The sequence below is a fragment of the Ruegeria sp. CDSB013 genome, from assembly GCF_059611165.1.
On sequence record NZ_JBXWPA010000001.1, the window covers coordinates 483,031 to 509,355 of the forward strand.

A 26,325-nucleotide genomic window follows, 5' to 3' on the forward strand; every position below is an offset into this window, starting at 1 on the left:
GTGCGGAAATCCGCACAGCCGTGGAAATTAATGTGCGGATTTTCGCACAACAGGCAGCGCCACTGACTTTTGATGACGAGGAATGCCCTTCTAACAAGCTGAAATAAAACGAAAATAATTGAGAGCGCTGAATTTCGAACAAAAAGTTGAGCGGTGCCCTTTGATTCGCTTCACTGCGCCACATGAGACGCCGATCTGGCGTTGACTGAAGGTTTCATGGAAGTCTGGGAGGAAAAGACAGATGAAATTCCTGACAACTGCCGCGACCGCGCTGGCGTTGAGTGTTACAGCAACCGCCGGTATGGCCGCGTGTGATGACGGCGAGATTGTCGTCAAGTTCGCGCATGTGACGAACACGGACAAACACCCCAAGGGCATCGCGGCATCGCTGCTGGAGCAGCGCGTCAATGACGAGATGAATGGCGTAATGTGCGTTGAGGTCTATCCGAACTCGACGCTCTATAATGACGACAAGGTGCTTGAAGCAATGCTTCAAGGCGACGTCCAGCTGGCCGCGCCGTCGCTGTCGAAGTTCGAGAAGTTTACCAAACAGTTCCGTCTGTTCGACCTGCCGTTCATGTTCAAGAACATCGACGCAGTTGATGCATTCCAAGCTTCGGCTGATGGTCAGGCCATGAAGGACAGCATGCAGCGCCGCGGCCTGCAAGGGCTGGCGTTCTGGCACAATGGCATGAAACAGATGTCGGCCAACAAACCGCTTGAGGCTCCGTCGGATGCCGAAGGCCTGAAATTCCGTGTTCAATCCTCGGACGTTCTGGTAGCCCAAATGGAAGCCATTGGCGGCAGCCCGCAGAAAATGGCGTTCTCGGAAGTTTACGGCGCGCTGCAGCAGGGCGTTGTGGATGGCCAAGAAAACACCTGGTCGAACATCTATGGCAAAAAGTTCTTCGAAGTGCAGGACGGTATCACCGAGACCAACCATGGCATCATCGACTATCTGGTCGTGACATCGGTTGACTGGTTGGACAGCCTTGATCCCGAGGTGCGCGATCAGTTCCTGACGATTCTGGGCGAAGTGACCGAGACACGGAACAAGGAAGCCTTCTCGGTGAACGAAGCAGCCAAGGCTTCGATCACTGATGCCGGCGGAATCATCCGCGAACTGAACCCCGAACAGCGCCAGGCCTGGGTCGATGCGATGAAGCCCGTTTGGGACCAGTTTTCCGACGACGTAGGTCAGGATAAGATCGACGCCGCTCAGGCCATCAACGCCGGGTTCTGATCCCGATTGAGGCCGCGTGTCCAAAGACTGGGGAGTGGCGGACACGCAGGCTGGGCGGGCCGTAATTTGGCCCGCCACACCTAACTCTCATCACCAATAATGTGGGGACAGAAAAATGTCTGGTTCGAAACCCGGCCAAGGCGGGCTGGTCGACCATATCGAAGAGACCATGATTGCCGCCCTGTTGGGCGTGATGACGGTCGTAACCTTCGCCAACGTGATCGCGCGTTTTGTGTTCAATTCCAACATCTTATGGGCGCTTGAGCTGACGGTTTTCACCTTTGGCTGGCTGGTGTTGCTGGGGGCCTCTTATGCGGTCAAGAAACACGCGCATCTGGGTGTTGATGCAATCCTGAACATGCTGGCCCCGGCGCCGCGCCGCATTCTGGCGCTGATATCGGTGGCGTGTTGTCTGGTGTTCTCGCTTCTGCTGCTGAAAGGGTCGTATGACTACTGGGCCGTGTTTGCGGACCTGCCGCCCACCTCGGGCCGCTGGTTCCCGACCGGGTTCAATTTCGACGCACGCAGCCAGAGTTTCTACGAGGTCGACGATATCCCGATGGTCGCGCCACTGCGCTTCCTCGAGGATCTGATCAACTACGGCGAGGGGTATGAAAAATTGCCCAAGGTGGTGCCGTATTTGGTGCTGCCGGTGTCGATGCTGCTTCTAGTGATCCGCTTCGCTCAGGTCGCAGTACAAATCTGGCGTGGTGAGACCGACCGTCTTGTTGCCAGTCACGAAGTCGAGGACGAGATCGAAGAAGTCCGGGCTCAGCAAGGAGAGCATGACTGATGGACGTCGTACTTCTTTTCTCTATGGTCATCGGCCTGTTGCTGATCGGTGTGCCGATTGCGGTAGCCCTGGGTCTCAGCTCGACCCTGTTCCTGTTGATCTACTCTGACAGTTCGTTGGCTTCGGTCGCGGGAACCCTGTTCGAAGCCTTTGAAGGCCACTTCACTCTGTTGGCGATCCCGTTCTTCATTCTTGCATCGTCCTTCATGACGACCGGTGGAGTGGCGCGGCGGATCATCCGCTTTTCCATCGCCTGTGTCGGGCACTTGCCGGGCGGCCTGGCGATTGCGGGTGTCTTTGCCTGCATGTTGTTTGCCGCGCTGTCGGGATCGTCTCCGGCGACTGTTGTGGCCATCGGTTCCATCGTCATCGCCGGTATGCGGCAGGTTGGCTATTCCAAGGAATTTGCTGCGGGAGTGATCTGTAACGCGGGTACACTGGGCATTCTGATCCCGCCGTCCATTGTCATGGTGGTGTATGCCGCCGCCGTTGAGGTCTCGGTCGGGAGGATGTTCCTTGCGGGCGTCATTCCGGGCCTGATGGCGGGTCTGATGCTGATGGTCACGATCTATGTGATGGCCAAAGTCAAGAACCTGCCCAAGGGTGAATGGAAGGGTTGGGGTGAGATATTTACTTCGGCCCGCGAAGCTGGTTGGGGCTTGTTTCTGATCGTCATCATTCTGGGTGGCATCTATGGCGGGATCTTCACACCGACCGAAGCCGCTGCCGTCGCTGCCGTCTATGCCTTCTTTATCGCCAGCTTTGTCTACAAGGACATGGGGCCCCTCAGCACCAATGGGGATGGGCAGAACATTCCGCTGTTGAAAAAACCCTATGCTTTGGTCACGGCGTTCTTTCACCCTGACACCAAGCACACGCTGTTTGAGGCCGGTAAGTTGACGGTGACGTTGCTGTTCGTCATCGCTAACGCGCTGATCCTCAAGCACGTGCTGACCGATGAACAGGTGCCTCAGCACATCGCTAGTGCAATGCTGTCGGCGGGTTTGGGACCAGTCACCTTCCTGATTGTGGTCAACGTGATCCTGCTGATCGGTGGTCAGTTCATGGAACCTTCGGGACTGTTGGTCATCGTGGCACCTCTGGTGTTCCCGATCGCCATCGAGTTGGGCATCGACCCGATCCATCTGGGCATCATCATGGTGGTCAACATGGAGATTGGGATGATTACGCCTCCGGTCGGACTGAACCTTTTCGTGACTTCGGGCGTGGCTGGTATGCCGATGATGAGCGTTGTGAAGGCGGCGCTGCCGTTCCTGGCCGTATTGTTCGTCTTCCTGATCATGGTGACGTACATACCGTGGATTTCGACCTTCTTGCCCAATACCTTTATGGGTCCGGAAATCGTGACGAACTAGCGGGCATACCTGCGACAAGAAAGGCCGGGTCTATGCCAGACCCGGCCTTTTTTATATGCCGCCATTTTTGAGTATTCCGCACCCAGAGCGATCCCGCGATAGGCAAGGTGACGGCGTGTCCTCCAGTAACGGATGCCGTCATCTAAGGGTAGGGATCACCGATGGGCGCAACAGATACTGGGTTTTTCGGGTAGCGCCGCGTTGGAGGTTTTGATCTGCACGCCGCGCCCTCTTGAATACAGGGCAAGAGAATTTATGTACGGGAAAGAGGACGACCTCGCCTTGTTGGCTGATCATTCGGGACGACCCGAAGAGATGTGAGGTGTCTCTATGCCCTGGATGTTTTTGTTATTCGCTGGCCTTCTGGAAATTGTCTGGGCCGTCGCCATGAAGCAATCCGCCGGTTTCACGCGCCTATGGCCTACGGCTTTGATGGGTGCGTCAATGATCGGGTCGTTCGGGTTGCTTGCCCTTGCGATGCGGGAGTTGCCCTTAGGCACGGCCTATACGATCTGGACCGGCATCGGCGTCGTTGGTGCCTTCATGGTCGGCGTGATGTTTCTGGGTGAGGCGCTGACCGCGCCCCGCCTGATCGCGGCGGCCCTGATTGTTGCCGGGCTGGTGACGATGAAATTGGCTTGAGCTTAGGCCTTTTGCAGGGCGTCGATAATGCCAGAATAGTCTTCGGCTTTCAGGCTTGCGCCGCCCACCAGCGCCCCGTCCACGTTGGAGACTGCAAAGATTTCGGCTGCGTTGCCCGGTTTGACCGAACCGCCATAAAGTAACCGGACCGAGCGGCCGACGCCTTCGCCAAATCGACGTTCAAGCCGAGCGCGGATGAAGTCGTGCACTTCTCCGATCTCGTCCAGTGTGGGGACTTTGCCGGTGCCAATGGCCCAGATCGGTTCATAGGCAACAACCAGGTTCTCACCGGTCGACTGGTCTGGGATCGAACCGGACAACTGTCCGCCGATTATGTCCAGCGTGTTCGCGGCCTCACGCTGCTCCAGGCTTTCGCCGACGCAAATGATGGCTTTCAGGCCCGCGTCCATCGCGGAACGTGCTTTGGCGCGGACATCCTCATTCTGCTCGCCGTGATCTTCGCGCCGCTCTGAATGCCCAAGAATGACGGCGCTTGCCCCTGCATCAATCAGCATCAGGGCGCTGACATCGCCAGTATGTGCGCCGGATTCGGCTGCATGGCAATCCTGACCGCCGACGGTAATTCCAGTGTCTTTCACGGCCTCTGCCGCGCGATGCAATAGCGTTGCCGGTGGGCAAATCAGGACGTCTACCGATGCATCAGGATACGATGTAGCCAGCGACAGAAGCTCGGGCAATGCAGCCGCGGTTCCGTTCATTTTCCAGTTTCCAGCTGCCAGCTTGCGCCGCATAACGCGTACCCCCAAATAAGTCGTTGTTTGCTCATCGGATAGCACCACCAGCCGAGCCTGACAATTCCGGTTGCAAAGGTCCGACCACAACGGCAGGTTCCGCGTCATTGTGGAGGGCAGCATGATCGACGATCTGGATCTGAGAAAACTGGATGAACGCGAGGCTTCAGAAATGGCAATGCTGCTGCATGCCATTGGTGAGGTTGGGTTTTTAACGGTGTCGAACACCGGGTTGAACGCCGATCAAGTCCGAAACGTGATCGAGGCGTATCGCGACTTCTTCCATTTGCCGGACGTCCAGAAAAAAACCGTTGATATGGCGATGACGGGTTCAAACCGAGGGTGGGGCGCGCCGCGATCAGAACAGGTCGACCCAAAGGCCAATCCGGATTTCAAGGAAGTGTTCGATTGCGGTTACGAATTGCCTGCGGGAAATTCTTATGCCGGAAAAGGGCTCAGTGTGTATGCTCCGAACCTGTGGCCGAATAGTCCCGTTGAATTTCAAAGTATTATCAGGGCTTACTACAGCGACGCTTGCAATGTGGCGATGCGCGTTCTCCGGGCCATTGCGGTCGCTTTGGGCCGGGATGAACTCAGCTTTGATCGTGCCTTTGACACGCCAATGGCCCTGTTGCGCGGGAACTACTACCCAGAACGCTCGGCATGGGCAGGTGATCGGGATTTTGGCATCGGGGCGCACACTGACTATGGGTGTCTGACATTGCTGGCCACGGACGGGGTCTCAGGGCTTGAGGTCCGCATGCCGGATGATCGCTGGCAACCTGTCTCTGCGGCGCCTGGTACGTTCATCATCAACTTTGGAGAGATGCTGGAATTCTGGACCGCCGGAAAAGTCAAAGCCACCGAGCATCGCGTCATAGGCGGGACGCAAGAACGCATTTCGGTCCCACTGTTCTTTAACCCGTCCTACGATACCAACGTTGCTCCGCCAAGCTCAGGCAAAACGATCAGCGCAGGTGACCATCTTACACGGCGTTACAACGAGACCTATCTGCACCTGCAGGCAACTTAGTTTTGTGCGGAAAGCGTCTCGTCAAATTTGATGGATTCGCCGCAACCGCAAGCGTCCACAACATTCGGGTTGCGGAACTTGAACCCGGCTTCCAGAAGCGAGACCTCATAGTCGATTTCAGTTCCGAACAAGAACATCTGCGCCATTGGCGCGATCATGATGCGGGCACCGTCCTGTTCGACCACTTCGTCGTTGGTATCGGCTTCATCCACGTAGTCCATGGTGTATTCCATGCCAGCGCAGCCGCCTTTCTTGACGCCAATGCGCAACCCGGCATGACCACCGGTCGCCATCAGGCGCGCGATCTGCTCGGCCGCTTTGGTCGTCATTGTCACGGCTTGTTTGCCGGGAATGCCAAACATGGTGGTCTCCGTTGCGCTACGTTATCCCCAATCTAGGGCCGAGAGGCGTCAGGCTCAAGACATAGCAGACCTGCTGACCTAAGTTTTACCGGCAGTGACGCTGCCAAACGACCAATTGCCACAGCAAACTTGCGTCTCTCACGGTCTTCGCCTTAGCCTGACGGTTGTAACAAGATATTTGAGCGAAGGGCGAATGAAGATGTTAAAGAACAGGTATTTCCGCAGAAAAATCATTACGATGCAAGCTGTTGTTACAGTCTTTCTGACCGCGGGCTTGGCACATGCAGCAACGGATAGCGCACGGCATCCGGTGAATTGCGCAACAGCCGAGGGGGATCTTCGGGCCATCGCCGCAGAAAAGAAGCACGCAGAAGACCAGCAGGCAGAAAGTATCATTGCGATCACTCCTGCCGGTGCATTGCTGGGACTGGTCACGGGAACCGAGCAAAAAAGGCTCAGTATGTTGAATGGCGATTACGTCAAAGAGCTGGATCAACGCGCGGCCGAGATAAAATCGACCTGCGGCGTGGAATAGGCCGCTCGGGCCCTTTGACGTAAAAAGGGCTGCCTCGGTTTATGGACAGCCCTTTTTGTTATCCTTCAATGCTTTACTTGGTAAAGCTGACCGAAATTCTACATGAATCCCAGTTCAAGACGTGCTTCGTCTGACATCATCTCCATGCCCCAGGGGGGCTCCCATGTCAGCTCTACGTCAACCTCTTTGACGCCAGCGACCGGTTCGATGGCTTCGACAATCCAGCCTGGCATTTCACCGGCGACCGGGCATCCGGGCGCGGTCAGTGTCATGATGACCTTCACCGCGTTTTCCTTGGTGATATCGATCGTATAGATCAGACCCAGATCGTAGATATTCACCGGAATCTCGGGATCGAAGACAGATCTGCAAGCCTCGACCACGGAATCGTAGAGTGGATGATCGATGGTCGAAGGCGCGATCAGCGGCGTACCTTCGAACTGTTCACTTGGATGGGTCATTCGTGCCTCGGGGCTGTTACCTGAGAAATTATATAGGGAAAGGCTGGGGCAGCGTCCAGTGGTGCCGTGTGGCCCCCGGGACGCTGCGTCGATTTGGATCAATCGTTGATATCGTGGCGGAAGGTTTTCACCTGGCCATGGGGCAGGGCGAACATGCGCCGCAGGATCAGCCAGGCCACAAGCGATAGGGCCGCAAAGATCAACAGCAGAACTGCCAAGCTTGGGGCAAAACTGGGGATCACAAGCAAAAGCCCTGTGACTGCCGCGCCAATCGCAAAGCCAAGAAAGATGAACCCCGGCAAGACGATCTCAAGTATGCCCAGAGCCAACGCTCCGGCCAGCCAGAGCCACCATGTCAGCCAGATGGGGTCAGCCATTACTTTCCTCCTTTCAACATCTTGAAGGCATCGCCAAACGCCTCCAGCGCATTGGCGGGAACCACGATGGTCTGCGACCCGGTGCCGTTACCCAGCGCGTTCAGGGCTTCGACTTGCTTCAATGCGACCTGATATTGGGCGGCCTCGATACCATTGTCCTGAATGGCCTTGGCGACTACGCCGGTTGCATAAGCTTCAGCCTCGGCCTGGATACGGCGGGCTTTTGCGGTCTGCTCGGCCGCATAAAGTTCCGCGTCCGCATTCAATTCGACCGAACGTTTCTGACCTTCAGCCTCGGTCACCTGCGCGCGGCGGGCACGTTCCGCGTTCAACTGCTGCAACATAGCATCGCGTGTGGCCTGATCCAGATTTACGTCCAGAATCTCGGCGCGGGTGACTTCGATCCCCCAGTCGTCAACGGCAGTTTCGACGCTTTCCTGAATGCGTTCAATTAGTTGCGCGCGATTGGACTGCACCTCATCCAGATCCATTTTACCGATTTCGGCACGGACGATACCTGCAACGGTTGTTGCAATCGCTCCGTCGACGTCACGGATACGGTACACGGTCTTTTCCGGTTCAAGAATGCGGTAGAACACCGAGGTATCGATCTGAACCAGAACGTTGTCCTTGGTGATCGCGTCCTGCGTCGCATTCGGCAGCTGGCGTTCAAGAATGGATATCTTGTGGCGTGCAACATCAAGAAAAGGAACGATAAAGTTTATTCCGGGGCCAAGCACCGAGTGCAGGCGGCCAAAGCGTTCAACCACGTATTTTTCGGACTGAGGCACAATTTTGATGCCTTTGAAAATAACGACGACAATCAGAACTGCCGCAAGCAGGTAAATGATGTTCGATGTTAGCAACCCAATGATCTGTTCTTCGGTCATATCTGTCCTCTGTATTATTGTGTACTATGGTATACACTTGGGGATTGACTCGCCCATTTTCAACTCTGGTATGGCGGGAATGGGGATAGATGCAAATCTCTGAAAACCACAATGTAGCGTGGAATATTTTGAATGTGGCTGCTTTGCATCCGGTTGTGATTGCGCTATCGGGCGGGGATGAAACTGATAATTGATACAGATCCGGGCATCGACGATGCGATGGCCATTGCCTATGCCGCCGCTGCACCTGAAATCGACCTGATCGGCCTGACCACGGTTTTCGGCAACACGCATGTGCACCAATCCAGCCGCAACGCGCGGTTCTTGCTGCATAAACTGAGATTGGACGCGCCAGTAGCCGAGGGGGCGCCGCTTCCAGTTGGTGCGACCACGTACGACCCGTCCGAGCATGTGCACGGCCCCGAAGGATTCGGTGATTTGACTGACATCCCGCAAATTGGTGAAAATCACCCCCTTACAGCGGCCGAATTCCTTGTCGAACAGGCGCGGGAACACAAGGGTGAGTTGGTCGTCTGCGCCATTGGTCCGCTGACGAATATCGCCGATGCCATGCGGTTGGATCCAGAGTTTGCGGGCAACATCAAGCGCCTGGTGATTATGGGCGGTGCCGTGTTTTGCCCTGGAAACATCACGGAGCATGCCGAGGCCAACATCTATCACGATGCGCAGGCCGCGGATGCAGTGTTCGCGTCTCCACCAGATACTGTTCTGGTCGGCTTGGATGTCACGCTGAAAACTCTGTATGAGACCGCAGATTTTGATGCTTTGGCCATACGTTCCGCTGACATGGGCGGTTTCCTGCGCGACATCTCGAAATTTTATCTGAAGTTCTACAAGGATATCGGCGGATTGGAAGGGTGCGGCCTGCACGACTCGACGGCTGTGATTGCCTGTACCCACGAACCCATGTTCGAGATAGTCGAAACCGGGCTTCAGGTTGAGGTAGATGGTCCGCAAATCGGGGCAACCCGACCGGATGCCAATAGACCAATGGTGCGCGTATGCCGGGATGTGGATGGGGCAGGGGTTGTCAGCCTGTTCACTGACCGCGTTGCGTCCTTGCCCTGACGGCTTGCAATACCAGCGAAGATCGGGCAATTGCTGCCCGGTTCAGCGACCCTGAGGCATTCACATGACAGACCGTTTCTCTTTTGACCTGAAGGCCACGGACGGCAAGGCCCGTACCGGAGTAATCAATACTCCGCGCGGGGAAGTTCGCACGCCGGCCTTTATGCCGGTTGGCACGGCGGCAACAGTCAAAGCGATGATGCCGGAAAGCGTACGCGCCACAGGGGCGGACATCCTGTTGGGCAACACATATCACCTTATGCTTCGCCCGACAGCCGAGCGGATCGACCGTCTGGGCGGGTTGCACAAGTTCATGAATTGGGAACGGCCGATCCTGACGGATTCCGGTGGGTTCCAAGTCATGTCGCTGGCCGGGTTGCGCAAGCTGACCGAAAAAGGCGTGACCTTCAAATCTCATATCGACGGTTCGCGCCACGAATTGACGCCTGAACGGTCGATGGAGATTCAGCGCCTGTTGGGGTCCGACATCGTCATGTGTTTCGACGAATGCCCAGCGTTGCCCGCTGACCGGGATCGCATTGCCGAGTCGATGCGCCTGTCGATGCGGTGGGCTGAGCGGTCGCGTGATGCTTTCGGGGATCGCCCGGGTCATGCCTTGTTCGGCATTCAGCAGGGCGGACTAGAGCAGGATTTCCGCGAGGAATCGGCCGAAGCGCTGAAAGAGATCGGTTTTGAGGGCTACGCCGTCGGTGGACTTGCCGTGGGTGAAGGCCAAGAGGCGATGTTCGACGTGCTGGACTTTGCGCCGGATATGCTGCCGGTCGACAAGCCACGTTATCTGATGGGCGTTGGAAAACCGGATGATATCGTCGGCGCCGTTGCGCGCGGCATTGACATGATGGATTGCGTGTTGCCGTCCCGTTCGGGGCGCACAGGGCAGGTATTCACGCGCTACGGCGTGGTGAACATTAAGAATGCCCGCCATTCCGACGATCCGCGCCCGTTGGATGAACGCTGTACGTGTCCTGCCTGTTCAAACTACTCCCGCGCCTATCTGCACCACGTGTTCCGCTCGAACGAGATGATCTCGGGTATGCTGCTGACCTGGCATAATCTGCACTATTTCCAAGAGATCATGCAGGGCATGCGCGACGCCATCGCCGCCGGAACATTCGATGCGTGGCAGGTCGAGTTCCACGCACAGCGCGCGCAGGGGGATATTGAGCCAGTCTAGGCATGGCGAGGTTTGGGAAGGTTCCTAACCTTCCCAAAACAGACTGTTAACGCCTAAAACCAAGCAGTGAACGCCGTTTTTTGTTCGGCGCTTGACCGAAGTCATAACCAAAGCTCTCAAAAAAATCCCGGACTTCTTTTGTAAGCATTCCGCGACCAGTCGCGTATTGGGGTAAGTCGAAACCACCGCCGTAATTCAATTCAACAACAACGGGGCCTGACTCAGTAATTGCGATGTCGGTGGATTGATACCGTATCGGCGCAAAGGTTCGGGCAGCACGGCTGTTTATCTCGCGCAATTCTTGCCAGTAGGGCAATTGCATTCCCATCAAACCGGCTGTTTCGGGGTGATCTTCCAGAAAGGTAACCTCCATGCCATCACGCCGAGTGACGGTAGTGATTTTTCCAGTCTCGGGGTCAATCGCACAAGCTAGATTACCGGGGCGCCAAAAGGCATCAGCGATATTGTCGTTTTGGGGCAGCTTGATCACTGCGATCGGACAAAAAACGTCGTCCTCGCGAAGCAGGTTCACCATTCTAATCGTGGCCAGAGCAGAAGCATACGGGCTGAGGGCGGAATGATTATGAAGCAAAGGTTGCAATACATACGAGTTCTGCCCAACGGTTTCTGACAAGAATTCTTCGTATGGTACAGGGTTCATCCCCGCGCATGTTAAAGTATCATTATTAGCGTTCTGGATTCGAAATGCGCCAAAGCTGACCATCCCTTCAGTAATTTTCCCAAACAGGCCCGTATGTAGATTATCCAGTGCCGTTTCGCGTAGATCATCCGCAGTGCAAATCTTTTTTATGCCTGGAAATACACGTGAGGTTTGGTCGATTACGCCCACAATGTCCGGGACCGGCACATCCACCGCATTGAGCAGAGTTGTCGCTACTACTTTGTCTTCAGCTGCGCTTTGCCAGCCAGTGTGGTTGCATATATGTGTGATTGGCCAGTGAAGATCGTTTGAAATGTACTCGGATCTTTGGGCGTCCGAGAACCGATCAGAATGATGCAGCCCGTTACGCACATATTCGGCCATGTTCAATCTGCTGTGCGACTTGGCTATTTTGTTAAACTCGCGCTGAATCTGAACTGGGGACCGGCCGGACGATTTTGCCGCATGTGTTAGCAACGCGGTATGATCAGAGTCTCGGGCAGACAAATACTTTTCATAGTCAATATCCGCGGCGCTTGTGGGGTTTGACGTTGTCATGGCAGAGATCTCCACGTTCGATTTATTGGTTCCATTTTGGAAACTGTTTTGAGCGGAAAAATGGCAGTTTTATGACTTGTTGCCGGAATATTTGGTTTGGTTCCTGCAGAGATTGCCGGACAAGGTATTCTCTTCTATCCAGCTCGGCCCCAGAAATTAGCTTCTGTTGTCCTGTTATCGGCTTGCCGATCTTTCTGGTTCGCGTCATGGTGATGGTCAAAAGGGAAGGTTGAATTGTGTGCTCATGTGCACCATTTCTTCACTCTAAAGTACAGGAGACGGACAGGCGTTGCCTCGATGAGGGACCAGAGCCGTCTTGCCAATGATAAGGATAGAGCATGCAAGAGCCCCTGAACTCATCATACCCAGTGCTGCCGCTGCGCGATATCGTGGTTTTCCCGCATATGATTGTGCCGCTGTTCGTAGGTCGGGAAAAATCCGTCCGCGCGCTGGAAGAAGTGATGCAGGACGACAAGCAGATTCTGTTGTCCAGCCAGATCGACCCGAGCGACGATGACCCAACCGAGGACGGCATCTACCGGTCCGGTGTGCTGGCCAATGTACTGCAATTGCTGAAATTGCCGGACGGCACAGTAAAGGTGCTGGTCGAGGGCCAAGCCCGTGTGATGATCACGGAATTCCTTGAAAACGAAGAGTTCTTTGAGGCCCGCGCCGAGTATCTGACCGAGATTCCGGGTGACGTGACCACGACCGAGGCACTGCAGCGCACGGTTGCGGATGAGTTCGAGCGTTACGCGAAAGTACGCAAGAACATCCCCGAAGAAGCGTTGACCGCGGTTGGGGAATCCACCGAACCGGCAAAGCTGGCTGACCTTGTGTCGGGTCATTTGGGTATCGAGGTTGAGCAAAAGCAAGACCTGCTGGAAACCCTCAGCGTGAGCGAGCGGCTTGAGAAGGTCTATGGCCTGATGCAGGGCGAAATGTCGGTTCTGCAGGTCGAGAAAAAGATCAAGACCCGCGTCAAAACCCAGATGGAGAAGACGCAGCGCGAGTACTATCTGAATGAGCAGATGAAGGCCATTCAGAAGGAACTTGGCGATGGCGAAGACGGCAGCAATGAAGTGGCCGAACTGGAAGCCAAGATCGAAGAGACCAAGCTGTCGAAGGAGGCCCGGGAAAAGGCCGAAGGCGAGCTGAAAAAGCTGCGTAACATGAGCCCGATGTCGGCTGAGGCTACCGTCGTACGCAACTATCTGGACTGGATTCTGGCCTTGCCGTGGGGCACCAAATCCCGCGTCAAAAAGGATCTGGGCCGCGCGCAGGACATTCTGGATGCCGATCACTATGGCCTTGAGAAGGTCAAAGAGCGGATCGTCGAGTATCTCGCCGTACAGCAGCGTTCGAAAAAGCTGAAGGGCCCCATCATGTGCCTTGTCGGCCCCCCGGGTGTGGGTAAAACCTCACTTGGTAAGTCGGTTGCACGTGCGACGGGGCGTGAGTTCATCCGCATCTCGCTGGGTGGCGTACGCGACGAATCCGAGATCCGTGGCCACCGTCGGACCTATATCGGTTCGATGCCCGGTAAGATCATCCAGGCGCTGAAAAAGGCGAAGACCACGAACCCGCTCATCCTGCTCGACGAAATCGACAAGATGGGGCAGGACTTCCGTGGTGACCCGGCTTCGGCGATGCTCGAGGTGTTGGACCCGGAACAGAATAGCACGTTCATGGACCACTACCTTGAGGTCGAATATGACCTGTCCAACGTGATGTTCCTGACCACATCCAACAGCTACAACATGCCTGGGCCTTTGCTGGACCGGATGGAGATCATTCCGCTGGCCGGTTACACCGAGGACGAAAAAAGTGAGATCGCCAAACAGCATCTGATCAGCAAGCAGGTGAAGAACCACGGCCTGAAGGCCAAGGAGTTCGAACTGACCGATGACGCGCTGCATTCGATCATCCGCACTTACACGCGGGAAGCTGGCGTTCGGAACTTAGAACGTGAAATCGCCAAGGTGGCGCGGAAGTCGCTGACCAAGATCATCAAAAAAGAGGCGGAATCAGTAACGGTGACGCCAGACAATCTGGATGAGTTCCTGGGCGTTCCCAAGTTCCGCTATGGTTTGGCCGAACAGGACGATCAGGTTGGTGTTGTCACCGGTCTGGCGTGGACATCGGTCGGTGGTGATCTGCTGCATATCGAGGCGCTGAAACTGCCGGGCAAGGGTCGGATGAAGACAACCGGCAAGCTGGGCGATGTGATGAAGGAATCCATCGATGCGGCGTCGTCTTATGTGCGGTCAATTTCGCCTCAGATTGGGGTGAAGCCACCCAAGTTCGACAAGATAGACATCCACGTGCACGTGCCGGATGGTGCGACTCCGAAAGACGGGCCTTCGGCTGGTCTGGCCATGGTGACCTCGATCGTATCCGTGCTGACCGGTATTCCGGTTCGCAAGGACATCGCTATGACGGGTGAGGTTTCTTTGCGTGGCAACGCGATGCCGATTGGTGGTTTGAAAGAGAAACTGCTGGCGGCCCTGCGCGGTGGCATCAAGACTGTTCTGATCCCGGAAGAGAACGAAAAGGACCTGGCCGAGATCCCGGACAACGTGAAAGAAGGTCTGAAGATCATTCCGGTAGAGCACGTGTCCGAAGTTCTCAAACTGGCGCTGGTGCGTGAGCCGGAAGCGATTGAGTGGGATGAGGCTGCCGAAGAGGCTGCCGCAGCCGCTGCAAAGGCCACTGAAAGCGCAAGCCCGTCTGCCACGACGCACTAAGCGATAGGCGATAGACAAAGAAAAGGCGGGGTTTTCCCCGCCTTTTTCTTTTTCAGAAGCCGATAACGGGTTTCTTCGGGTCCAGAACCTCTTCCTCGGCGATGTAAGTCTGAAACTTTTTGGCGGACAGGGAGGATCGGACCGCCAGACCAAAAATGACGATTGAAAACAGAACACACAGCAAAATATCCCAACCAAAGGGGATTTGCTTAAGCGCACCTTCCCCGAACTGTCCCAGGAACGAGATCAAGCCGATCCCTCCGAAATAGGGAACCAGCCACAGGGCCTCGGTCACGTCCATTTCGTCCAACCGATTGTGGAACCGTGCCAGAAGAAGAACAAACCCGACGATCAACGCGATGCCAAGCCGCCAAACGGTGTCCCATCCGCTCCAATAGACGATGAGCGTGGCGACAGCGAAGGCCGTGATGGCCACCACTTTAACGAAGGGGATGCGAATGGACCGCGGGTGGTCCGGCATCAGGCGGCGCAGGCACACAACGGCGATTGGCCCAACGGCAAAAGATACGACTATGGCGGCGCCATTCAGGGCAATAACGGTGGTGAACGGGACCGTAAGAAGGAACAGAATTCCAATCAGAAAGTTCAGCGCCAAGGCCCACAAGGGCACCCCAAATGAGGACAGTATTTGCAAACGCTTTGGCAGGAACCCGTTCTGTGACAAGGCCATCGCGATACGCGCGTTCGAACCGGTGGACACCAAACCGTTGCCAAAGGGGCCAATGACCGAGCCTATGTTCAAAACGCTCAGGAACCAGACGATCCCAACCGATAGGATGACCCCGTCCAATGGCCCCTGACCGCTAAAATTCAGGCTTGCCCAGCCGTTCTTCAGCATCTCCGGGTCAAGTGCGCCGATAAACGCGATCTGTAATCCGACGTAAATGGCTGCACACAGAATGATGGACAGCACCAGTGCCGCAGGAATGGCGACTTTGGGGTTTCGAACCTCACCAGCCATATCGACCACATGGCGGAAACCGATGAAGGAAAAGATGACGCCTCCGGTTGAAACAGCCGCCATGATGCCCTGCAAGCCGTACGGCGCAAAACCACCCGCTTGGGTGAAGTTCCCGGTGTCAAATCGACTTGCGATCAGCAGAACCGATAGAACGATAGGAATGGCAATTTTGGCCCATGTCAGCGTCGCGTTGACTTGCGTGAAGAGTTTTACCCCCAACGCATTAATGACAACGAACAACAACATGAAAAACAACGCCACGGCGATACCCGCGCCGGTCAAATCGCCCGTATCGGCTGTGTGCAGCCAGGGAGCATAAGGCCCGAGGTATTTAAGCATCGCCTCGACCTCAATCGGGGCGGTGGTGTTGTACCCAATCCAGGCGGTCCACCCCATTGCCATCGAAACGATGTTCCCGTGCGAAAACTGGGGGACGCGGGCGATCCCTCCGGGAATGGGCAGCATGGCCGAGATCTCGGCGAAGGTTATCGCAAGAACGAACATGGCCACCGCGCCAATGATCCACGAAAGGATAGCGGCAGGACCTGCGTGTTGAACTGCGAGGAGGGGGCCGAACAACCAGCCGGAACCGATAATTCCACCGACCGAAATGAAGGTCAGGCCGACAAGGCCAATATCCCGTTTCAATTTGGCCATGCGAAACCCCATGCCTCAGCGCCGGTTGATCACACGGCAGATGCAGGAACGATACGCAGCTGAAATGCAAGCTGGAAAGTATTGTAATTTCAAGGCCTTAGAGGGCGTTGATTCTGAGGAAGTGGAATGGTGGGTGATAAGAGATTTGAACTCCTGACATCTTCGATGTGAACGAAGCGCTCTACCACTGAGCTAATCACCCGTAGGCGCTGCTGTTACAGCGACTCGGATTGGTTGGCAAGATGGCCGGTGGTGAATTCGATCCACCTCATGAAAAGCTGGTTTTCCGGCCTCGGGGGTGGGTGGCTCAATCGGAAAAAATCAGGTTCTTCGAAAAAACTTCAAAACGCCGCTTGACGATGTCGGGGCGTAGCCATAATACACCCAAACGTTCAGCGATGAACAGACAGCGGGCGGTTGTAGCTCAGATGGTTAGAGTACCGGCCTGTCACGCCGGGGGTCGCGGGTTCGAGCCCCGTCAACCGCGCCACTGCTGTCAGCCTGGATCCGGGTTAAGGGATCACGAAAATAGATGCGCGGTTGTAGCTCAGTTGGTTAGAGTACCGGCCTGTCACGCCGGGGGTCGCGGGTTCGAGCCCCGTCAACCGCGCCATTTTCCCAAAAGTCAGCGTTGAAATCGTAACTTGTTGCACGCTTCGGCGTGTCAGTTGCGATGCTGCTTTGTTGGATAGGCGAATAAATGACAGTTCTTGCTTTGTTCTGATTTTTCTGTTGGAGTTCCAGCGTCGTTCACCTATTTCTAAGACACTTGTGTGTTGGGGGCCAAAAATGGCTGAGCTGAAGAATATCGAAGTGCGTGGAGCGCGCGAACATAACCTCAAAGGTATCGACGTGGACATCCCACGTGATCAGCTCGTGGTGATCACCGGGCTGTCGGGGTCTGGTAAGTCGTCTTTGGCTTTTGACACGATCTATGCCGAGGGCCAGCGGCGCTACGTTGAAAGCCTGTCAGCCTATGCGCGCCAGTTTCTGGACATGATGGAAAAGCCGGATGTGGACCACATCAGCGGCCTTTCACCGGCCATCTCTATCGAACAGAAGACAACATCCAAGAACCCGCGCTCGACCGTCGGAACGGTCACCGAGATCTATGACTATATGCGCTTGCTATTCGCACGGTCCGGAACGCCGTACAGCCCGGCCACTGGGCAGCCGATTGAGGCGCAGCAGGTTCAGGACATGGTCGACCGCATCATGACGATGGAAGAGGGGACGCGCGGATACTTGCTCGCCCCCATCGTGCGCGACCGCAAAGGCGAATACAAAAAGGAATTCCTCGAACTGCGCAAGCAGGGTTTTCAGCGCGTGAAGGTCGATGGAGAATTCTACGAGCTGGATGAACCGCCCACGCTGGACAAGAAATATCGCCACGACATTGATGTTGTAGTCGACCGCCTTGTCGTGCGTGAAGGGATGGAGACCCGGCTGGCCGACAGTTTGCGTACCGCGTTGGACTTGGCCGACGGTATCGCCGTTCTGGAAACCGCGCCGCGTGAGGGCGATCCGGAACGGATCACCTTCAGCGAGAATTTTGCTTGCCCGGTCAGCGGCTTCACCATTCCTGAAATCGAACCCCGTTTGTTTTCGTTCAATGCTCCGTTCGGGGCGTGCCCGGATTGTGACGGTCTGGGCGTCGAGTTGTTCTTTGACGAACGTCTTGTGGTGCCGGACCAGACCCTGAAACTATACGACGGGGCCTTGGCTCCCTGGCGCAAGGGAAAGTCGCCGTACTTTCTGCAGACCATCGAAGCGATTGCCCGACACTATGAGTTCGACAAGAACACGCCGTGGAAGGACCTGCCACCAAAGGTGCAGCAAGTGTTTCTGCGCGGTTCCGGCGACGAAGAAATCCAATTCCGCTATGATGAAGGCGGGCGGGTCTATCAGGTCACCCGCAGCTTTGAGGGCGTGATCCCGAATATGCAGCGCCGCTATCGGGAGACTGACAGCGCCTGGATTCGGGAAGAGTTTGAGCGGTATCAGAACAACCGCCCCTGTGGCGCCTGTGAAGGCTATCGCCTGCGGCCCGAGGCGCTGGCGGTTAAGATCGCAGGCGCGCATGTTGGGCAGGTTGTGCAGATGTCGATCCGCGAGGCCCTGGCCTGGATCGAAGATGCACCGAACCATCTTAGTGTCCAGAAGAACGAAATCGCGCGTGCCATTCTCAAGGAGATCCGTGAGCGGCTGGGGTTTCTGAATAACGTTGGTTTGGAATACCTTACACTGTCCCGTTCAAGTGGAACTTTGTCCGGTGGCGAAAGTCAGCGTATTCGTCTTGCCAGCCAGATCGGATCGGGTTTGACAGGGGTTTTGTACGTCCTCGACGAACCGTCTATCGGTCTTCATCAACGGGACAACGACCGTTTGCTTGGGACGCTCAAGAACCTGCGTGACCAGGGTAACACAGTGATTGTCGTCGAGCATGACGAGGAAGCAATCCGCGAGGCGGATTATGTTTTTGACATCGGGCCGGGGGCTGGCGTGCATGGTGGTCAGGTTGTCAGCAAGGGCACACCCGATCAAATCGCGGCTGATGCGGCCTCGATGACCGGGCAATACTTGTCGGGAACCCGCGAGATCTCGGTCCCGGCCGAGCGACGCAAAGGGAACAAAAAGAAGGTTACGGTCGTCAAAGCGACCGGGAACAACCTGAAAAACGTGACGGCGGAGTTTCCGCTGGGCAAGTTTGTCTGTGTCACGGGTGTCTCCGGCGGCGGGAAATCGACGCTTACGATTGAGACGCTGTTTAAAACTGCCTCCATGCGTCTGAATGGCGCGCGGCAAACGCCGGCGCCCTGCGAAACCATCAAAGGGTTGGAGCATCTGGACAAGGTCATCGACATTGACCAGCGCCCCATCGGGCGAACTCCGCGTTCGAATCCAGCGACTTACACCGGGGCCTTCACGCCGATCCGCGATTGGTTTGCCGGTCTGCCCGAGGCAAAGGCGCGCGGCTACAAACCGGGGCGTTTCAGCTTTAACGTCAAAGGTGGTCGTTGCGAGGCATGTCAGGGTGACGGCGTCATCAAGATTGAGATGCACTTCCTGCCTGATGTCTACGTCACCTGCGAAACCTGCAAGGGCGCGCGGTACAACCGTGAAACGCTTGAGATCAAGTTCAAAGGCAAGTCCATCGCCGATGTACTGGATATGACCGTCGAAGACGCGCAGGAATTCTTTAAGGCTGTACCCTCAATCCGCGATAAAATGGATGCACTGGCGCGTGTCGGGCTTGGCTATATCAAGGTTGGGCAGCAGGCGACAACGCTTTCGGGAGGTGAAGCGCAGCGCGTGAAGCTATCAAAGGAATTGTCCAAACGGTCGACCGGGCGGACTTTGTATATTCTGGATGAACCGACCACAGGACTTCATTTTGAAGATGTCCGTAAGCTGTTGGAAGTGCTGCATGAACTGGTCGATCAGGGCAATACGGTCGTTGTGATCGAACACAATCTGGATGTCGTCAAAACCGCCGACCACATCATTGATATCGGCCCGGAAGGCGGCGATGGCGGTGGTGAGATCGTGGCAACCGGGACACCCGAGAATGTGGCCGAGGTTGATCGCAGCCATACCGGCAGGTATCTCAAGCCGATGTTGGACGGTGCGCGCGTTGCTGCGGAATAGTGCCGTTCTTTAGTAAAGAATATCAGCCACTGCGCCGATCAGGTTCAGCACCTTTTGCGTTTCGGGGTCGACACGATAAACGTAATCGCCGGCGCGAATGTAGGATCCGCCGCGATTCAGACCATAGCGGTAGGGATCATTGATCCAGCGATAGTCACGCGTGATATAGTCGCCCTTTTTGTACAGGTTTTTTACCTGACCCGGCGGAACACAGGGCACTGCTTTTTTTGCCAAGCCTGGCGGGCAATGACCCGCCTTACTCTTTCCGTTCCCAGCCATTGCAGTAGCCGGACTTAATGAAAGCGCGGCAATGGTCAAAGTAACAGACAAAATTCGCGACATCATGTTTCCTTTCGCGTTAAAGCGCGGTTAGGAAACAGATGGCCGCTGTTTGTCTGCCGGTCAACCCGATGGGCAGGAAGTCGCCACCCTGTGGCGACTAGCCCCTGGTACGGTTTTCAAAACGTGGCAGCATGGCGGAAAAATCCTTGCCCAGCCCGTCTTCGGATTCGACGAATTTCTCATATAGCGCCGTTGCAACCTGTCCCATGGGCGTGTCTGCGTTCGAACTTTCAGCAGCTTGCTGGCTGAGGCGAAGATCTTTCAGCATCAGTTCAGCCGCGAAACCGGGCTGATAGCCGTTGTCCGCGGGGCTTGCAGGGCCGACACCTGGGGCAGGGCAATAGGCGTTCATCGTCCAGCTATAGCCCGAGGACGTGCTGACCACATCGAACATCTTTTGCCGATCCAACCCAAGCTTGTCGGCCAGCGCAAAGGCTTCGCAGGTGGCGATCATGGTTACGCCCAGGATCATGTTGTTGCAAATCTTGGCCGCTTGACCAGCACCGGATTCGCCGCAATGCACAGCCTTCTGACCCATGATGTCGAACAGCGGCGATGCCTTTTCAAACGCCGCGTCGCTACCGCCTGCCATGAAGGTTAGCGTACCCGCTGCCGCACCGCCGATGCCACCTGACACAGGGGCGTCTACTGCGAGAACGTCCGCTTCTTTGGCCTGCTCAGCGACGGCACGGGCGCTGTCGACATCGACCGTTGAACAGTCGATCCAGACCGCTCCGGGCACAATGGCGGGAATGATCTCTTTTGCCACCGCCCGCAGGATCTGTCCGTTCGGCAGCATGGTCACGACGATGTCGGCACCAGTCGCGGCCTCAGGACCGGAGCTGGCGATAGTGACACCCGGGACAGAGACATCTGCCATGTCAAAGCCGCTGACATCATGCCCTGCTTTGGCAAGGTTGGCCGCCATCGGATTGCCCATGTTGCCCAGACCGATAAACCCGATTTTCATTCCTTAATCCTCCTCAAAAGTCAGCGTGTCCGCGCCCAAAGGTTGTAGCATCTTTGAAACAGCGACAGCCGGTATGTCTTGGTTCTGATGGCGCCAGCTCGGGTTGCGATCCTTGTCGATGATCTGCGCCCGGATACCCTCCAGAAAGTCCCCGTGCTCCATCGCGCGATAGGTGAAGCGATACTCCAGTTCCAACGCCTTGCGTATGGTCAGGTTTGGAGTGCGTAGACGGTGCAGCATTTCGACCGTGCAAGCCATGGAGAGTGGCGAATTGCGCCCGATCAACTTCAGCGCGTCAGAGGCGGTGTCATTGTTCGAGTTGCGCAGGCTGTTCTGTATATCTGCAAGAGTTTCGCCACCGAAATCTGACTCAATCGCATCTTGCATTGCGCCCAACGAGCCTTGGGGCGGCGTTTCGGAATGGCTTTCAAGAATGCTGGCGTCTCCGGATGCTTCAAGCATGTCGATCAGATCCGGCCATTGCTGGATAGGAATGTAATGATCTGCGAAACCGGCCAGAATGGCATCTGCTGGACCCATACGATGACCTGTAGTGCCGAGATATTCACCTAACCGTCCGGGTGCGAGTGCCAGCATCAGTGTGCTGCCGACATCCGGAACCAAACCAATCGAGCATTCGGGCAGGGCGATTTGCGACGTTTCACCCACGATGCGATGGCTGCCATGGCACCCGATGCCAACGCCTCCACCCATGGTGAAGCCCTGTAGAAAGCTGACAACCGGCTTGGGATACTCAAAGATCAGAGCATTCAGGCGATATTCATCGCGCCAGAACTTTCGGCCGTACTCAAAATCGCCCTTGGTGCCAGTCTCATAAAGCTCGGCAATGTCACCGCCGGCACAAAAGGCCTTGTCGCCCTCGGCATCCAGAATAACCAGTTCGACCGCGTCGTCCTCGCGCCAGTTGCGCAGCGCGGTGTCGATCGCCAGGCACATGTCATAGCTGAGTGCATTCAGGGCCTTGGTTCGGGTCAGGGTGATACGACCGGCACGGCCTGCGGTGCGAATATAAATGTCTGACATAAAGTCCTCAGCGCTGAGAGAGCATCTGGCGGGCAACGATGACCCTCATGATCTCGTTCGTGCCTTCCAAAATCTGATGCACGCGCAGATCGCGCACAAGTTTTTCGATGCCATAGTCGGCCAGATAACCATAGCCGCCGTGCAATTGCAGGCATTGATCCACCACTTTCGATCCCGTTTCTGTCACGAATTTCTTGGCCATAGCGCAGAACTTTGTTGCATCGGGCGCGCCCTGATCCAACTTCCACGCCGCCTGACGCAGGAATGTCCGGGCGGCCTGCAATTCGATCTCCATATCTGCCAGACGGAACTGCAGCGCCTGAAACTGGTCGATGGATTGCCCGAAAGCCTTCCGCTCGGACATGTACTGTAGTGTCATGTTCAACCCGGTTTGCGCGGCACCCAATGAACAAGAGGCGATGTTCAGACGTCCGCCATCCAGCCCTTTCATCGCGTATTTGAAACCGTCGCCCTCGACACCAACGAGGTTGGAAGAGGGGATCTTGCAATCGTCGAACTGCACCTGCGCGGTAGGCTGGCTTTTCCACCCCATCTTCTGTTCCAGAGCGCCAAAGCTAAGGCCTGGGGTGCCATCCTCGACATAAACCGTTGAAATGCCCTTGGGTCCATCTTGACCGGTGCGCACCATGCAGACATAGGCATCCGAGTACCCGCCGCCCGAGATAAACGCCTTGGTGCCGTTCAGGGTGTAGCCTTCGTTTGTGCGTTCAGCGCGGGTTTTCAAAGCGGCTGCGTCAGAACCTGAGCCCGGCTCGGTCAGACAATAGCTGAGCACGGTGTTCAAACTTAGAACATCGGGCATGATGCGGGATTTCAGCTCGTCACTGGCAAAGTTGTCCAGCATCTTGGCGCACATGTTGTGGATCGACAGAAAGGCCGCGACAGAGGGGCAGGCCATCGACAAAGCTTCGAACACAAGCGTGGCGTCCAGACGAGACAGGCCAGAACCGCCGCTGTCCTCAGAAACATAAAGGCCGCCGAAACCCAGCTCACCAATGCGCGGCCACAGGTCTTTGGGGATGGTGCCGTCGGCCTCCCACTGGCGGGCAAATGGGGCGATGTTTTCCTGCCCGAAATCATGGGCCATGTCGAAGATTGCGTTCTGCTCTTCGGTTGTTGCGAAATCCATGGATTGCCTCCCACGCTGCCCGTTGAATTGAACGAGTGTTTATTTCTCAATCCTTACAGAAATTTTGCACGGCCAGCAATCACGGGCACATTCTTGTGCGGGAAAACGTGCCAACGTTCAGAGGTCTTGATGGAATTCGTCAATCAAGTGTTGAACCACAGCCTTGCCGGGGTCATCGCCTTTTGCCGCTGCCTCGGCATGTACCCGGCGCTGGCGAGTGGCCGAGGTGCCGTTCTGGGCAATCTGCTGTAGTTTGGCCAACTCGGTCATGGTGCCCAGCGCTTCGGCATCTTCGGCCAGCAGACCCATTAATTCGCCCATGAGTTCCGGCATGGGTTTGATTGAGCGATCTCCGAAGTCAATCATCCCTTCGCCCACGCCATAGCGTTGCGCGCGCCAGCGATTTTCGCCAATCAAGAACCGATCATATTGCCGCCACCTGAGGTTTCTGTCTTTCAGGCGGCACAACATGCGCGTTAACGCCTGCACCATTGCGGCTAGTGAAAGTGCATGCTCCATGCGGGGTTGCACGTCCATGATCCGGGTTTCCAGCGTTGGATATTGGTGCGACGGTCGTAGATCCCACCAAATTTTCGTGGTGTCTTCGATCACGCCCAGTTCGACCAGAACGCCCGTGGTGCGTTCATATTCGGACCAGCCGGAAAAGATCGGGGGCAGACCGGTCCGGGGCAAGTTGTCAAATACCGTTAACCTGTACGAAGACAGACCTGTGTCTTCTCCGTTCCAATAGGGCGATGACGTCGACAAGGCCAAGAGATGCGGCAGAAAGTAGGACAGCTGCGGAATCAGGTCGGCGCGCAAGGCTGAATCGGCCACCCCGATATGAACATGCATGCCACAGATCAGCATACGCCGCGCCACTCCGCCCAACGCGTGTTGGAGGGCGTCATATCGGTCTTTGCGCGTATGTTGCTGCTTTTTCCAGTCGGCAAAGGGGTGGCAGGATACAGCGATTGGGGCAAGGTTGTGCTCGGCGGCGCGTTTCGAAACACAGGACCGCAAGCGTCTCAGATCCTCGCGCGCAGAGCTGATGGTCACATGCGGTCGCGTACCGACCTCAATCTGACATTGCAGGAATTCGGGGCTGACCTGTCCTTCAAAATCGGCCTGGCAGGATTCCATTAACGCGGCAGGCGCTTCGGCGAGTTCCAGACTGTCTCGATCAACCAGCAGATACTCTTCTTCAATGCCCAGCGTAAATTCCTGCTGCATTCCGGCCCTCGCAACTATGTTCTGACCAGTGAATACGGAAATTGTCTTTTTGCCAAGTGTTTGCCAGCTGGGTTCTTGCGAAGCCCCCATACGCACAGGTAAGGAGGCGTCTAGACCGTCACCAAACCCGGAGCCCCCCCGTGAAACCAAGGAAATTCCCCCGGCTGAACGCCGCGCTTGATCGGTTTGGTGTTAAACTGATCGACAAAGTGACCGAACGGGACGAACGCGCGCGCCTTGAGGCGTTTGAACGTGCAGGGGGTCTGACCCGACCTGCCTATGCTCTGTCTCCGGGGATGGAAGGGTTCGACATCACTCACTTGTTGTCGGAATACCAAGAACACTCCGCTTCGCTGGAAGCTCTGAAAGACCCTGCGCGCAACACGACCGGATATCGTATCAACAACGGGTACTACGACAGCCCGGATGCGGACGCGTTGTATCTGATGATCCGCCGGTTCAAACCCAAGCGTGTGATCGAGGTGGGCTGCGGCAACTCGACCCGTGTGACGCGACAGGCGGTAATTGACGGCGGGTTGCAGACCAAGGTTACCGCAATCGATCCGTATCCACGGGCAGATATCGCGCATGTGGTGGATGAGTTCGAACAAAAACGTCTGGAAGAAGTCGATCCGGCACTGTTCGAGCAACTCGAATCCGGTGACGTGTTGTTCATCGATTCCAGCCACGTTGTTCGCATGAGCAATGACGTCGCGCACCTGTTCTGCCGCATCATTCCGACGCTCAAACCCGGTGTGGTCATTCATGTGCACGATGTTTTTCTGCCCTACGAATATCCCAACCGGTTCTTCTATGATTGCCCGGGCTGGGGTGAGCAGTACATGCTGCATGCCTTGCTGCAATCTGGTGCATATTCAATGCTTTGGCCCGGATATTACCTGCAACAGGATCGCCCCGACGCGGTCGAAGCTTTGCCGTTTTTGAAAGACGGCCGTGCCCAAAGCATCTGGGTGCAGGTCAAAGAAAATTGATCTGATAGTGATCCGGTGCGACAAAGCGCCCGTACCCCTTTCCATAACAAGCTGGAGAGGAGATGACAGCCATGTTTCGTCGCACGTTTATGGGCGCCGCCGCCGCAATTGCACTGACCTTGCCTGTAAAGGCGCAGGCTGCAGATATCGTGGACACCGCAGTATCAGCCGGTTCGTTCAACACCCTTGTCGCCGCTGTTCAGGCCGCCGGTTTGGTCGATACGCTGAAAAGCGACGGACCGTTCACCGTTTTCGCGCCAACGGACGAGGCGTTTGCTGCATTGCCCGAAGGCACGGTAGAAACGCTGCTGTTGCCGGAAAACAAAGATCAGTTGGTCGAAATCCTTACCTATCACGTGGTCCCGGCCAAGGTGATGTCGGGTGATATCGCTGGCAAACGTGCGAAGGTGCTTACCGTACAAGGCGACCGTCTGAGCGTGAACGCCAAGAACGGCGTAAAAGTGAACGACGCTAAAGTCGTTCAGGCCGACATCGAAACCAGCAATGGTGTGATCCACGTCGTCGATGCGGTGATCCTGCCGGAATAAGACCCCCATCTGAGAAGAAGAAAGCCCCGGTTCTGATGACCGGGG

At 56.0% G+C, this 26,325-nt stretch carries 24 protein-coding genes and 3 tRNA genes; 14 read left to right on the plus strand and 13 right to left on the minus strand.

Going from position 1 to position 26,325, the window contains the following annotated elements; all coding sequences use genetic code 11:
- Nucleotides 1–241: 241 nt before the first annotated feature.
- The 4 genes from AC2FJF_RS02405 (at nt 242) to AC2FJF_RS02420 (ending at nt 4,054) form a co-directional block, all read left to right on the plus strand.
- A complete protein-coding gene (locus AC2FJF_RS02405; RefSeq protein WP_109311602.1) occupies nt 242–1,243 on the plus strand; it encodes a DctP family TRAP transporter solute-binding subunit in 1,002 nt (333 codons plus the stop codon).
- Nucleotides 1,244–1,358: 115 nt separating this feature from the next.
- Complete coding sequence (locus tag AC2FJF_RS02410) at nt 1,359–2,036, plus strand: TRAP transporter small permease (protein ID WP_058271493.1); 678 nt, start codon at nt 1,359–1,361, stop codon at nt 2,034–2,036.
- Nucleotides 2,036–3,412: a TRAP transporter large permease gene (locus AC2FJF_RS02415; RefSeq protein WP_496722617.1), complete on the plus strand. Its 1,377-nt coding sequence runs from the start codon at nt 2,036–2,038 to the stop codon at nt 3,410–3,412. The genes AC2FJF_RS02410 and AC2FJF_RS02415 overlap by 1 nt, the downstream gene beginning before the upstream one ends.
- A 330-nt stretch (nt 3,413–3,742) precedes the next feature.
- The gene (locus tag AC2FJF_RS02420; protein ID WP_496722619.1) at nt 3,743–4,054 is read left to right on the plus strand and encodes a DMT family transporter; all 312 of its coding nucleotides are present in this window, start codon (nt 3,743–3,745) and stop codon (nt 4,052–4,054) included.
- Between the two features lie 2 nt (nt 4,055–4,056).
- Here AC2FJF_RS02420 and tpiA read toward each other — a convergent pair whose 3' ends face one another.
- Nucleotides 4,057–4,806 carry a triose-phosphate isomerase gene (gene tpiA / locus AC2FJF_RS02425; RefSeq protein ID WP_496722621.1) on the minus strand — a complete coding sequence of 250 codons (750 nt, stop codon included), beginning with the start codon at nt 4,804–4,806 and terminating at the stop codon, nt 4,057–4,059.
- A 121-nt stretch (nt 4,807–4,927) separates the two neighbouring features.
- Between tpiA and AC2FJF_RS02430 the strand changes: the two genes are divergently transcribed.
- Nucleotides 4,928–5,839, plus strand: a complete 912-nt coding sequence (locus tag AC2FJF_RS02430) for an isopenicillin N synthase family dioxygenase (protein WP_496722623.1) — start codon at nt 4,928–4,930, stop codon at nt 5,837–5,839.
- On the opposite strand, the gene AC2FJF_RS02435 is transcribed toward AC2FJF_RS02430, so the two are convergent.
- Nucleotides 5,836–6,201 (minus strand): HesB/IscA family protein, encoded by a 366-nt coding sequence (locus tag AC2FJF_RS02435; RefSeq protein WP_496722625.1) that lies wholly within the window; start codon nt 6,199–6,201, stop codon nt 5,836–5,838. The two genes, AC2FJF_RS02430 and AC2FJF_RS02435, sit on opposite strands and share 4 nt — an antisense overlap.
- Nucleotides 6,202–6,394: 193 nt before the next feature.
- On the opposite strand from AC2FJF_RS02435, the gene AC2FJF_RS02440 reads away from it, so the two are divergent.
- Nucleotides 6,395–6,736 (plus strand): hypothetical protein, encoded by a 342-nt coding sequence (locus tag AC2FJF_RS02440; RefSeq protein WP_496722627.1) that lies wholly within the window; start codon nt 6,395–6,397, stop codon nt 6,734–6,736.
- Nucleotides 6,737–6,834: 98 nt separating this feature from the next.
- On the opposite strand, the gene AC2FJF_RS02445 is transcribed toward AC2FJF_RS02440, so the two are convergent.
- From AC2FJF_RS02445 to AC2FJF_RS02455, 3 genes are all read right to left on the minus strand, one after another.
- Nucleotides 6,835–7,197, minus strand: coding sequence for an SUF system Fe-S cluster assembly protein (locus tag AC2FJF_RS02445; RefSeq protein WP_058271500.1), 363 nt, complete (start codon nt 7,195–7,197; stop codon nt 6,835–6,837).
- Nucleotides 7,198–7,295: 98 nt separating this feature from the next.
- On the minus strand, nt 7,296–7,574 hold the full coding sequence (locus AC2FJF_RS02450) for an NfeD family protein (protein ID WP_113788870.1): 279 nt from the start codon (nt 7,572–7,574) through the stop codon (nt 7,296–7,298).
- Nucleotides 7,574–8,464: an SPFH domain-containing protein gene (locus tag AC2FJF_RS02455; protein ID WP_282151106.1), complete on the minus strand. Its 891-nt coding sequence runs from the start codon at nt 8,462–8,464 to the stop codon at nt 7,574–7,576. The genes AC2FJF_RS02450 and AC2FJF_RS02455 overlap by 1 nt, the downstream gene beginning before the upstream one ends.
- 177 nt (nt 8,465–8,641) lie before the next feature.
- On the opposite strand from AC2FJF_RS02455, the gene AC2FJF_RS02460 reads away from it, so the two are divergent.
- On the plus strand, nt 8,642–9,553 hold the full coding sequence (locus tag AC2FJF_RS02460; RefSeq protein WP_496722630.1) for a nucleoside hydrolase: 912 nt from the start codon (nt 8,642–8,644) through the stop codon (nt 9,551–9,553).
- Between the two features lie 64 nt (nt 9,554–9,617).
- The gene (gene tgt, locus AC2FJF_RS02465) at nt 9,618–10,748 is read left to right on the plus strand and encodes a tRNA guanosine(34) transglycosylase Tgt (protein ID WP_496722632.1); all 1,131 of its coding nucleotides are present in this window, start codon (nt 9,618–9,620) and stop codon (nt 10,746–10,748) included.
- 46 nt (nt 10,749–10,794) lie between these two features.
- On the opposite strand, the gene AC2FJF_RS02470 is transcribed toward tgt, so the two are convergent.
- Entirely contained in the window at nt 10,795–11,967 is a 1,173-nt protein-coding gene (locus AC2FJF_RS02470) for a sugar-transfer associated ATP-grasp domain-containing protein (RefSeq protein WP_496722634.1), read from the minus strand.
- 338 nt (nt 11,968–12,305) lie between these two features.
- On the opposite strand from AC2FJF_RS02470, the gene lon reads away from it, so the two are divergent.
- Entirely contained in the window at nt 12,306–14,714 is a 2,409-nt protein-coding gene (lon, locus tag AC2FJF_RS02475; RefSeq protein ID WP_058277828.1) for an endopeptidase La, read from the plus strand.
- Nucleotides 14,715–14,766: 52 nt separating this feature from the next.
- On the opposite strand, the gene AC2FJF_RS02480 is transcribed toward lon, so the two are convergent.
- Nucleotides 14,767–16,353 (minus strand): APC family permease, encoded by a 1,587-nt coding sequence (locus AC2FJF_RS02480; RefSeq protein ID WP_496722637.1) that lies wholly within the window; start codon nt 16,351–16,353, stop codon nt 14,767–14,769.
- A 127-nt stretch (nt 16,354–16,480) separates the two neighbouring features.
- Nucleotides 16,481–16,555: transfer RNA gene (locus tag AC2FJF_RS02485), tRNA-Val, on the minus strand.
- 211 nt (nt 16,556–16,766) lie between these two features.
- Between AC2FJF_RS02485 and AC2FJF_RS02490 the strand changes: the two genes are divergently transcribed.
- From AC2FJF_RS02490 to uvrA, 3 genes are all read left to right on the plus strand, one after another.
- Nucleotides 16,767–16,843 (plus strand) — tRNA-Asp (locus tag AC2FJF_RS02490).
- A gap of 46 nt (nt 16,844–16,889) precedes the next feature.
- Nucleotides 16,890–16,966: transfer RNA gene (locus AC2FJF_RS02495), tRNA-Asp, on the plus strand.
- A gap of 176 nt (nt 16,967–17,142) precedes the next feature.
- Nucleotides 17,143–20,001 (plus strand): excinuclease ABC subunit UvrA, encoded by a 2,859-nt coding sequence (gene uvrA / locus AC2FJF_RS02500; RefSeq protein WP_108858724.1) that lies wholly within the window; start codon nt 17,143–17,145, stop codon nt 19,999–20,001.
- A gap of 9 nt (nt 20,002–20,010) precedes the next feature.
- Here uvrA and AC2FJF_RS02505 read toward each other — a convergent pair whose 3' ends face one another.
- The 5 genes from AC2FJF_RS02505 to AC2FJF_RS02525 all read right to left on the minus strand — a co-directional run bounded on the left by AC2FJF_RS02505 (nt 20,011) and on the right by AC2FJF_RS02525 (nt 24,740).
- The gene (locus AC2FJF_RS02505; RefSeq protein ID WP_472723686.1) at nt 20,011–20,235 is read right to left on the minus strand and encodes an excinuclease ABC subunit A; all 225 of its coding nucleotides are present in this window, start codon (nt 20,233–20,235) and stop codon (nt 20,011–20,013) included.
- Nucleotides 20,236–20,440: 205 nt separating this feature from the next.
- Nucleotides 20,441–21,313 carry a 3-hydroxyisobutyrate dehydrogenase gene (mmsB, locus tag AC2FJF_RS02510; RefSeq protein WP_496722639.1) on the minus strand — a complete coding sequence of 291 codons (873 nt, stop codon included), beginning with the start codon at nt 21,311–21,313 and terminating at the stop codon, nt 20,441–20,443.
- Between the two features lie 3 nt (nt 21,314–21,316).
- Nucleotides 21,317–22,357 (minus strand): enoyl-CoA hydratase/isomerase family protein, encoded by a 1,041-nt coding sequence (locus AC2FJF_RS02515; RefSeq protein ID WP_496722641.1) that lies wholly within the window; start codon nt 22,355–22,357, stop codon nt 21,317–21,319.
- A 7-nt stretch (nt 22,358–22,364) separates the two neighbouring features.
- Nucleotides 22,365–23,507 (minus strand): acyl-CoA dehydrogenase family protein, encoded by a 1,143-nt coding sequence (locus AC2FJF_RS02520; protein WP_496722643.1) that lies wholly within the window; start codon nt 23,505–23,507, stop codon nt 22,365–22,367.
- A gap of 117 nt (nt 23,508–23,624) precedes the next feature.
- Complete coding sequence (locus AC2FJF_RS02525) at nt 23,625–24,740, minus strand: carboxylate-amine ligase (RefSeq protein WP_496722645.1); 1,116 nt, start codon at nt 24,738–24,740, stop codon at nt 23,625–23,627.
- Nucleotides 24,741–24,880: 140 nt separating this feature from the next.
- Between AC2FJF_RS02525 and AC2FJF_RS02530 the strand changes: the two genes are divergently transcribed.
- Together AC2FJF_RS02530 and AC2FJF_RS02535 are read left to right on the plus strand one after the other, a co-directional pair.
- Nucleotides 24,881–25,732 carry a class I SAM-dependent methyltransferase gene (locus AC2FJF_RS02530; RefSeq protein ID WP_496722647.1) on the plus strand — a complete coding sequence of 284 codons (852 nt, stop codon included), beginning with the start codon at nt 24,881–24,883 and terminating at the stop codon, nt 25,730–25,732.
- A gap of 71 nt (nt 25,733–25,803) precedes the next feature.
- The gene (locus AC2FJF_RS02535; RefSeq protein WP_496722649.1) at nt 25,804–26,280 is read left to right on the plus strand and encodes a fasciclin domain-containing protein; all 477 of its coding nucleotides are present in this window, start codon (nt 25,804–25,806) and stop codon (nt 26,278–26,280) included.
- Nucleotides 26,281–26,325: the final 45 nt, after the last annotated feature.

Coding starts and splice junctions, on each gene's coding strand:
- AC2FJF_RS02435 (WP_496722625.1), bottom strand. CDS start 6,201: ATGTTTGGCATTCCCGGCAAACAAGCCGTGACAATGACGACCAAAGCG.
- AC2FJF_RS02445 (WP_058271500.1), bottom strand. CDS start 7,197: ATGACCCATCCAAGTGAACAGTTCGAAGGTACGCCGCTGATCGCGCCT.
- AC2FJF_RS02415 (WP_496722617.1), top strand. CDS start 2,036: ATGGACGTCGTACTTCTTTTCTCTATGGTCATCGGCCTGTTGCTGATC.
- AC2FJF_RS02405 (WP_109311602.1), top strand. CDS start 242: ATGAAATTCCTGACAACTGCCGCGACCGCGCTGGCGTTGAGTGTTACA.
- AC2FJF_RS02430 (WP_496722623.1), top strand. CDS start 4,928: ATGATCGACGATCTGGATCTGAGAAAACTGGATGAACGCGAGGCTTCA.
- AC2FJF_RS02455 (WP_282151106.1), bottom strand. CDS start 8,464: ATGACCGAAGAACAGATCATTGGGTTGCTAACATCGAACATCATTTAC.
- AC2FJF_RS02535 (WP_496722649.1), top strand. CDS start 25,804: ATGTTTCGTCGCACGTTTATGGGCGCCGCCGCCGCAATTGCACTGACC.
- AC2FJF_RS02470 (WP_496722634.1), bottom strand. CDS start 11,967: ATGACAACGTCAAACCCCACAAGCGCCGCGGATATTGACTATGAAAAG.
- AC2FJF_RS02450 (WP_113788870.1), bottom strand. CDS start 7,574: ATGGCTGACCCCATCTGGCTGACATGGTGGCTCTGGCTGGCCGGAGCG.
- AC2FJF_RS02520 (WP_496722643.1), bottom strand. CDS start 23,507: ATGGATTTCGCAACAACCGAAGAGCAGAACGCAATCTTCGACATGGCC.
- tpiA (WP_496722621.1), bottom strand. CDS start 4,806: ATGCGGCGCAAGCTGGCAGCTGGAAACTGGAAAATGAACGGAACCGCG.
- AC2FJF_RS02440 (WP_496722627.1), top strand. CDS start 6,395: ATGAAGATGTTAAAGAACAGGTATTTCCGCAGAAAAATCATTACGATG.
- lon (WP_058277828.1), top strand. CDS start 12,306: ATGCAAGAGCCCCTGAACTCATCATACCCAGTGCTGCCGCTGCGCGAT.
- AC2FJF_RS02420 (WP_496722619.1), top strand. CDS start 3,743: ATGCCCTGGATGTTTTTGTTATTCGCTGGCCTTCTGGAAATTGTCTGG.
- AC2FJF_RS02480 (WP_496722637.1), bottom strand. CDS start 16,353: ATGGCCAAATTGAAACGGGATATTGGCCTTGTCGGCCTGACCTTCATT.
- uvrA (WP_108858724.1), top strand. CDS start 17,143: ATGGCTGAGCTGAAGAATATCGAAGTGCGTGGAGCGCGCGAACATAAC.
- AC2FJF_RS02525 (WP_496722645.1), bottom strand. CDS start 24,740: ATGCAGCAGGAATTTACGCTGGGCATTGAAGAAGAGTATCTGCTGGTT.
- AC2FJF_RS02515 (WP_496722641.1), bottom strand. CDS start 22,357: ATGTCAGACATTTATATTCGCACCGCAGGCCGTGCCGGTCGTATCACC.
- tgt (WP_496722632.1), top strand. CDS start 9,618: ATGACAGACCGTTTCTCTTTTGACCTGAAGGCCACGGACGGCAAGGCC.
- AC2FJF_RS02410 (WP_058271493.1), top strand. CDS start 1,359: ATGTCTGGTTCGAAACCCGGCCAAGGCGGGCTGGTCGACCATATCGAA.
- mmsB (WP_496722639.1), bottom strand. CDS start 21,313: ATGAAAATCGGGTTTATCGGTCTGGGCAACATGGGCAATCCGATGGCG.
- AC2FJF_RS02460 (WP_496722630.1), top strand. CDS start 8,642: ATGAAACTGATAATTGATACAGATCCGGGCATCGACGATGCGATGGCC.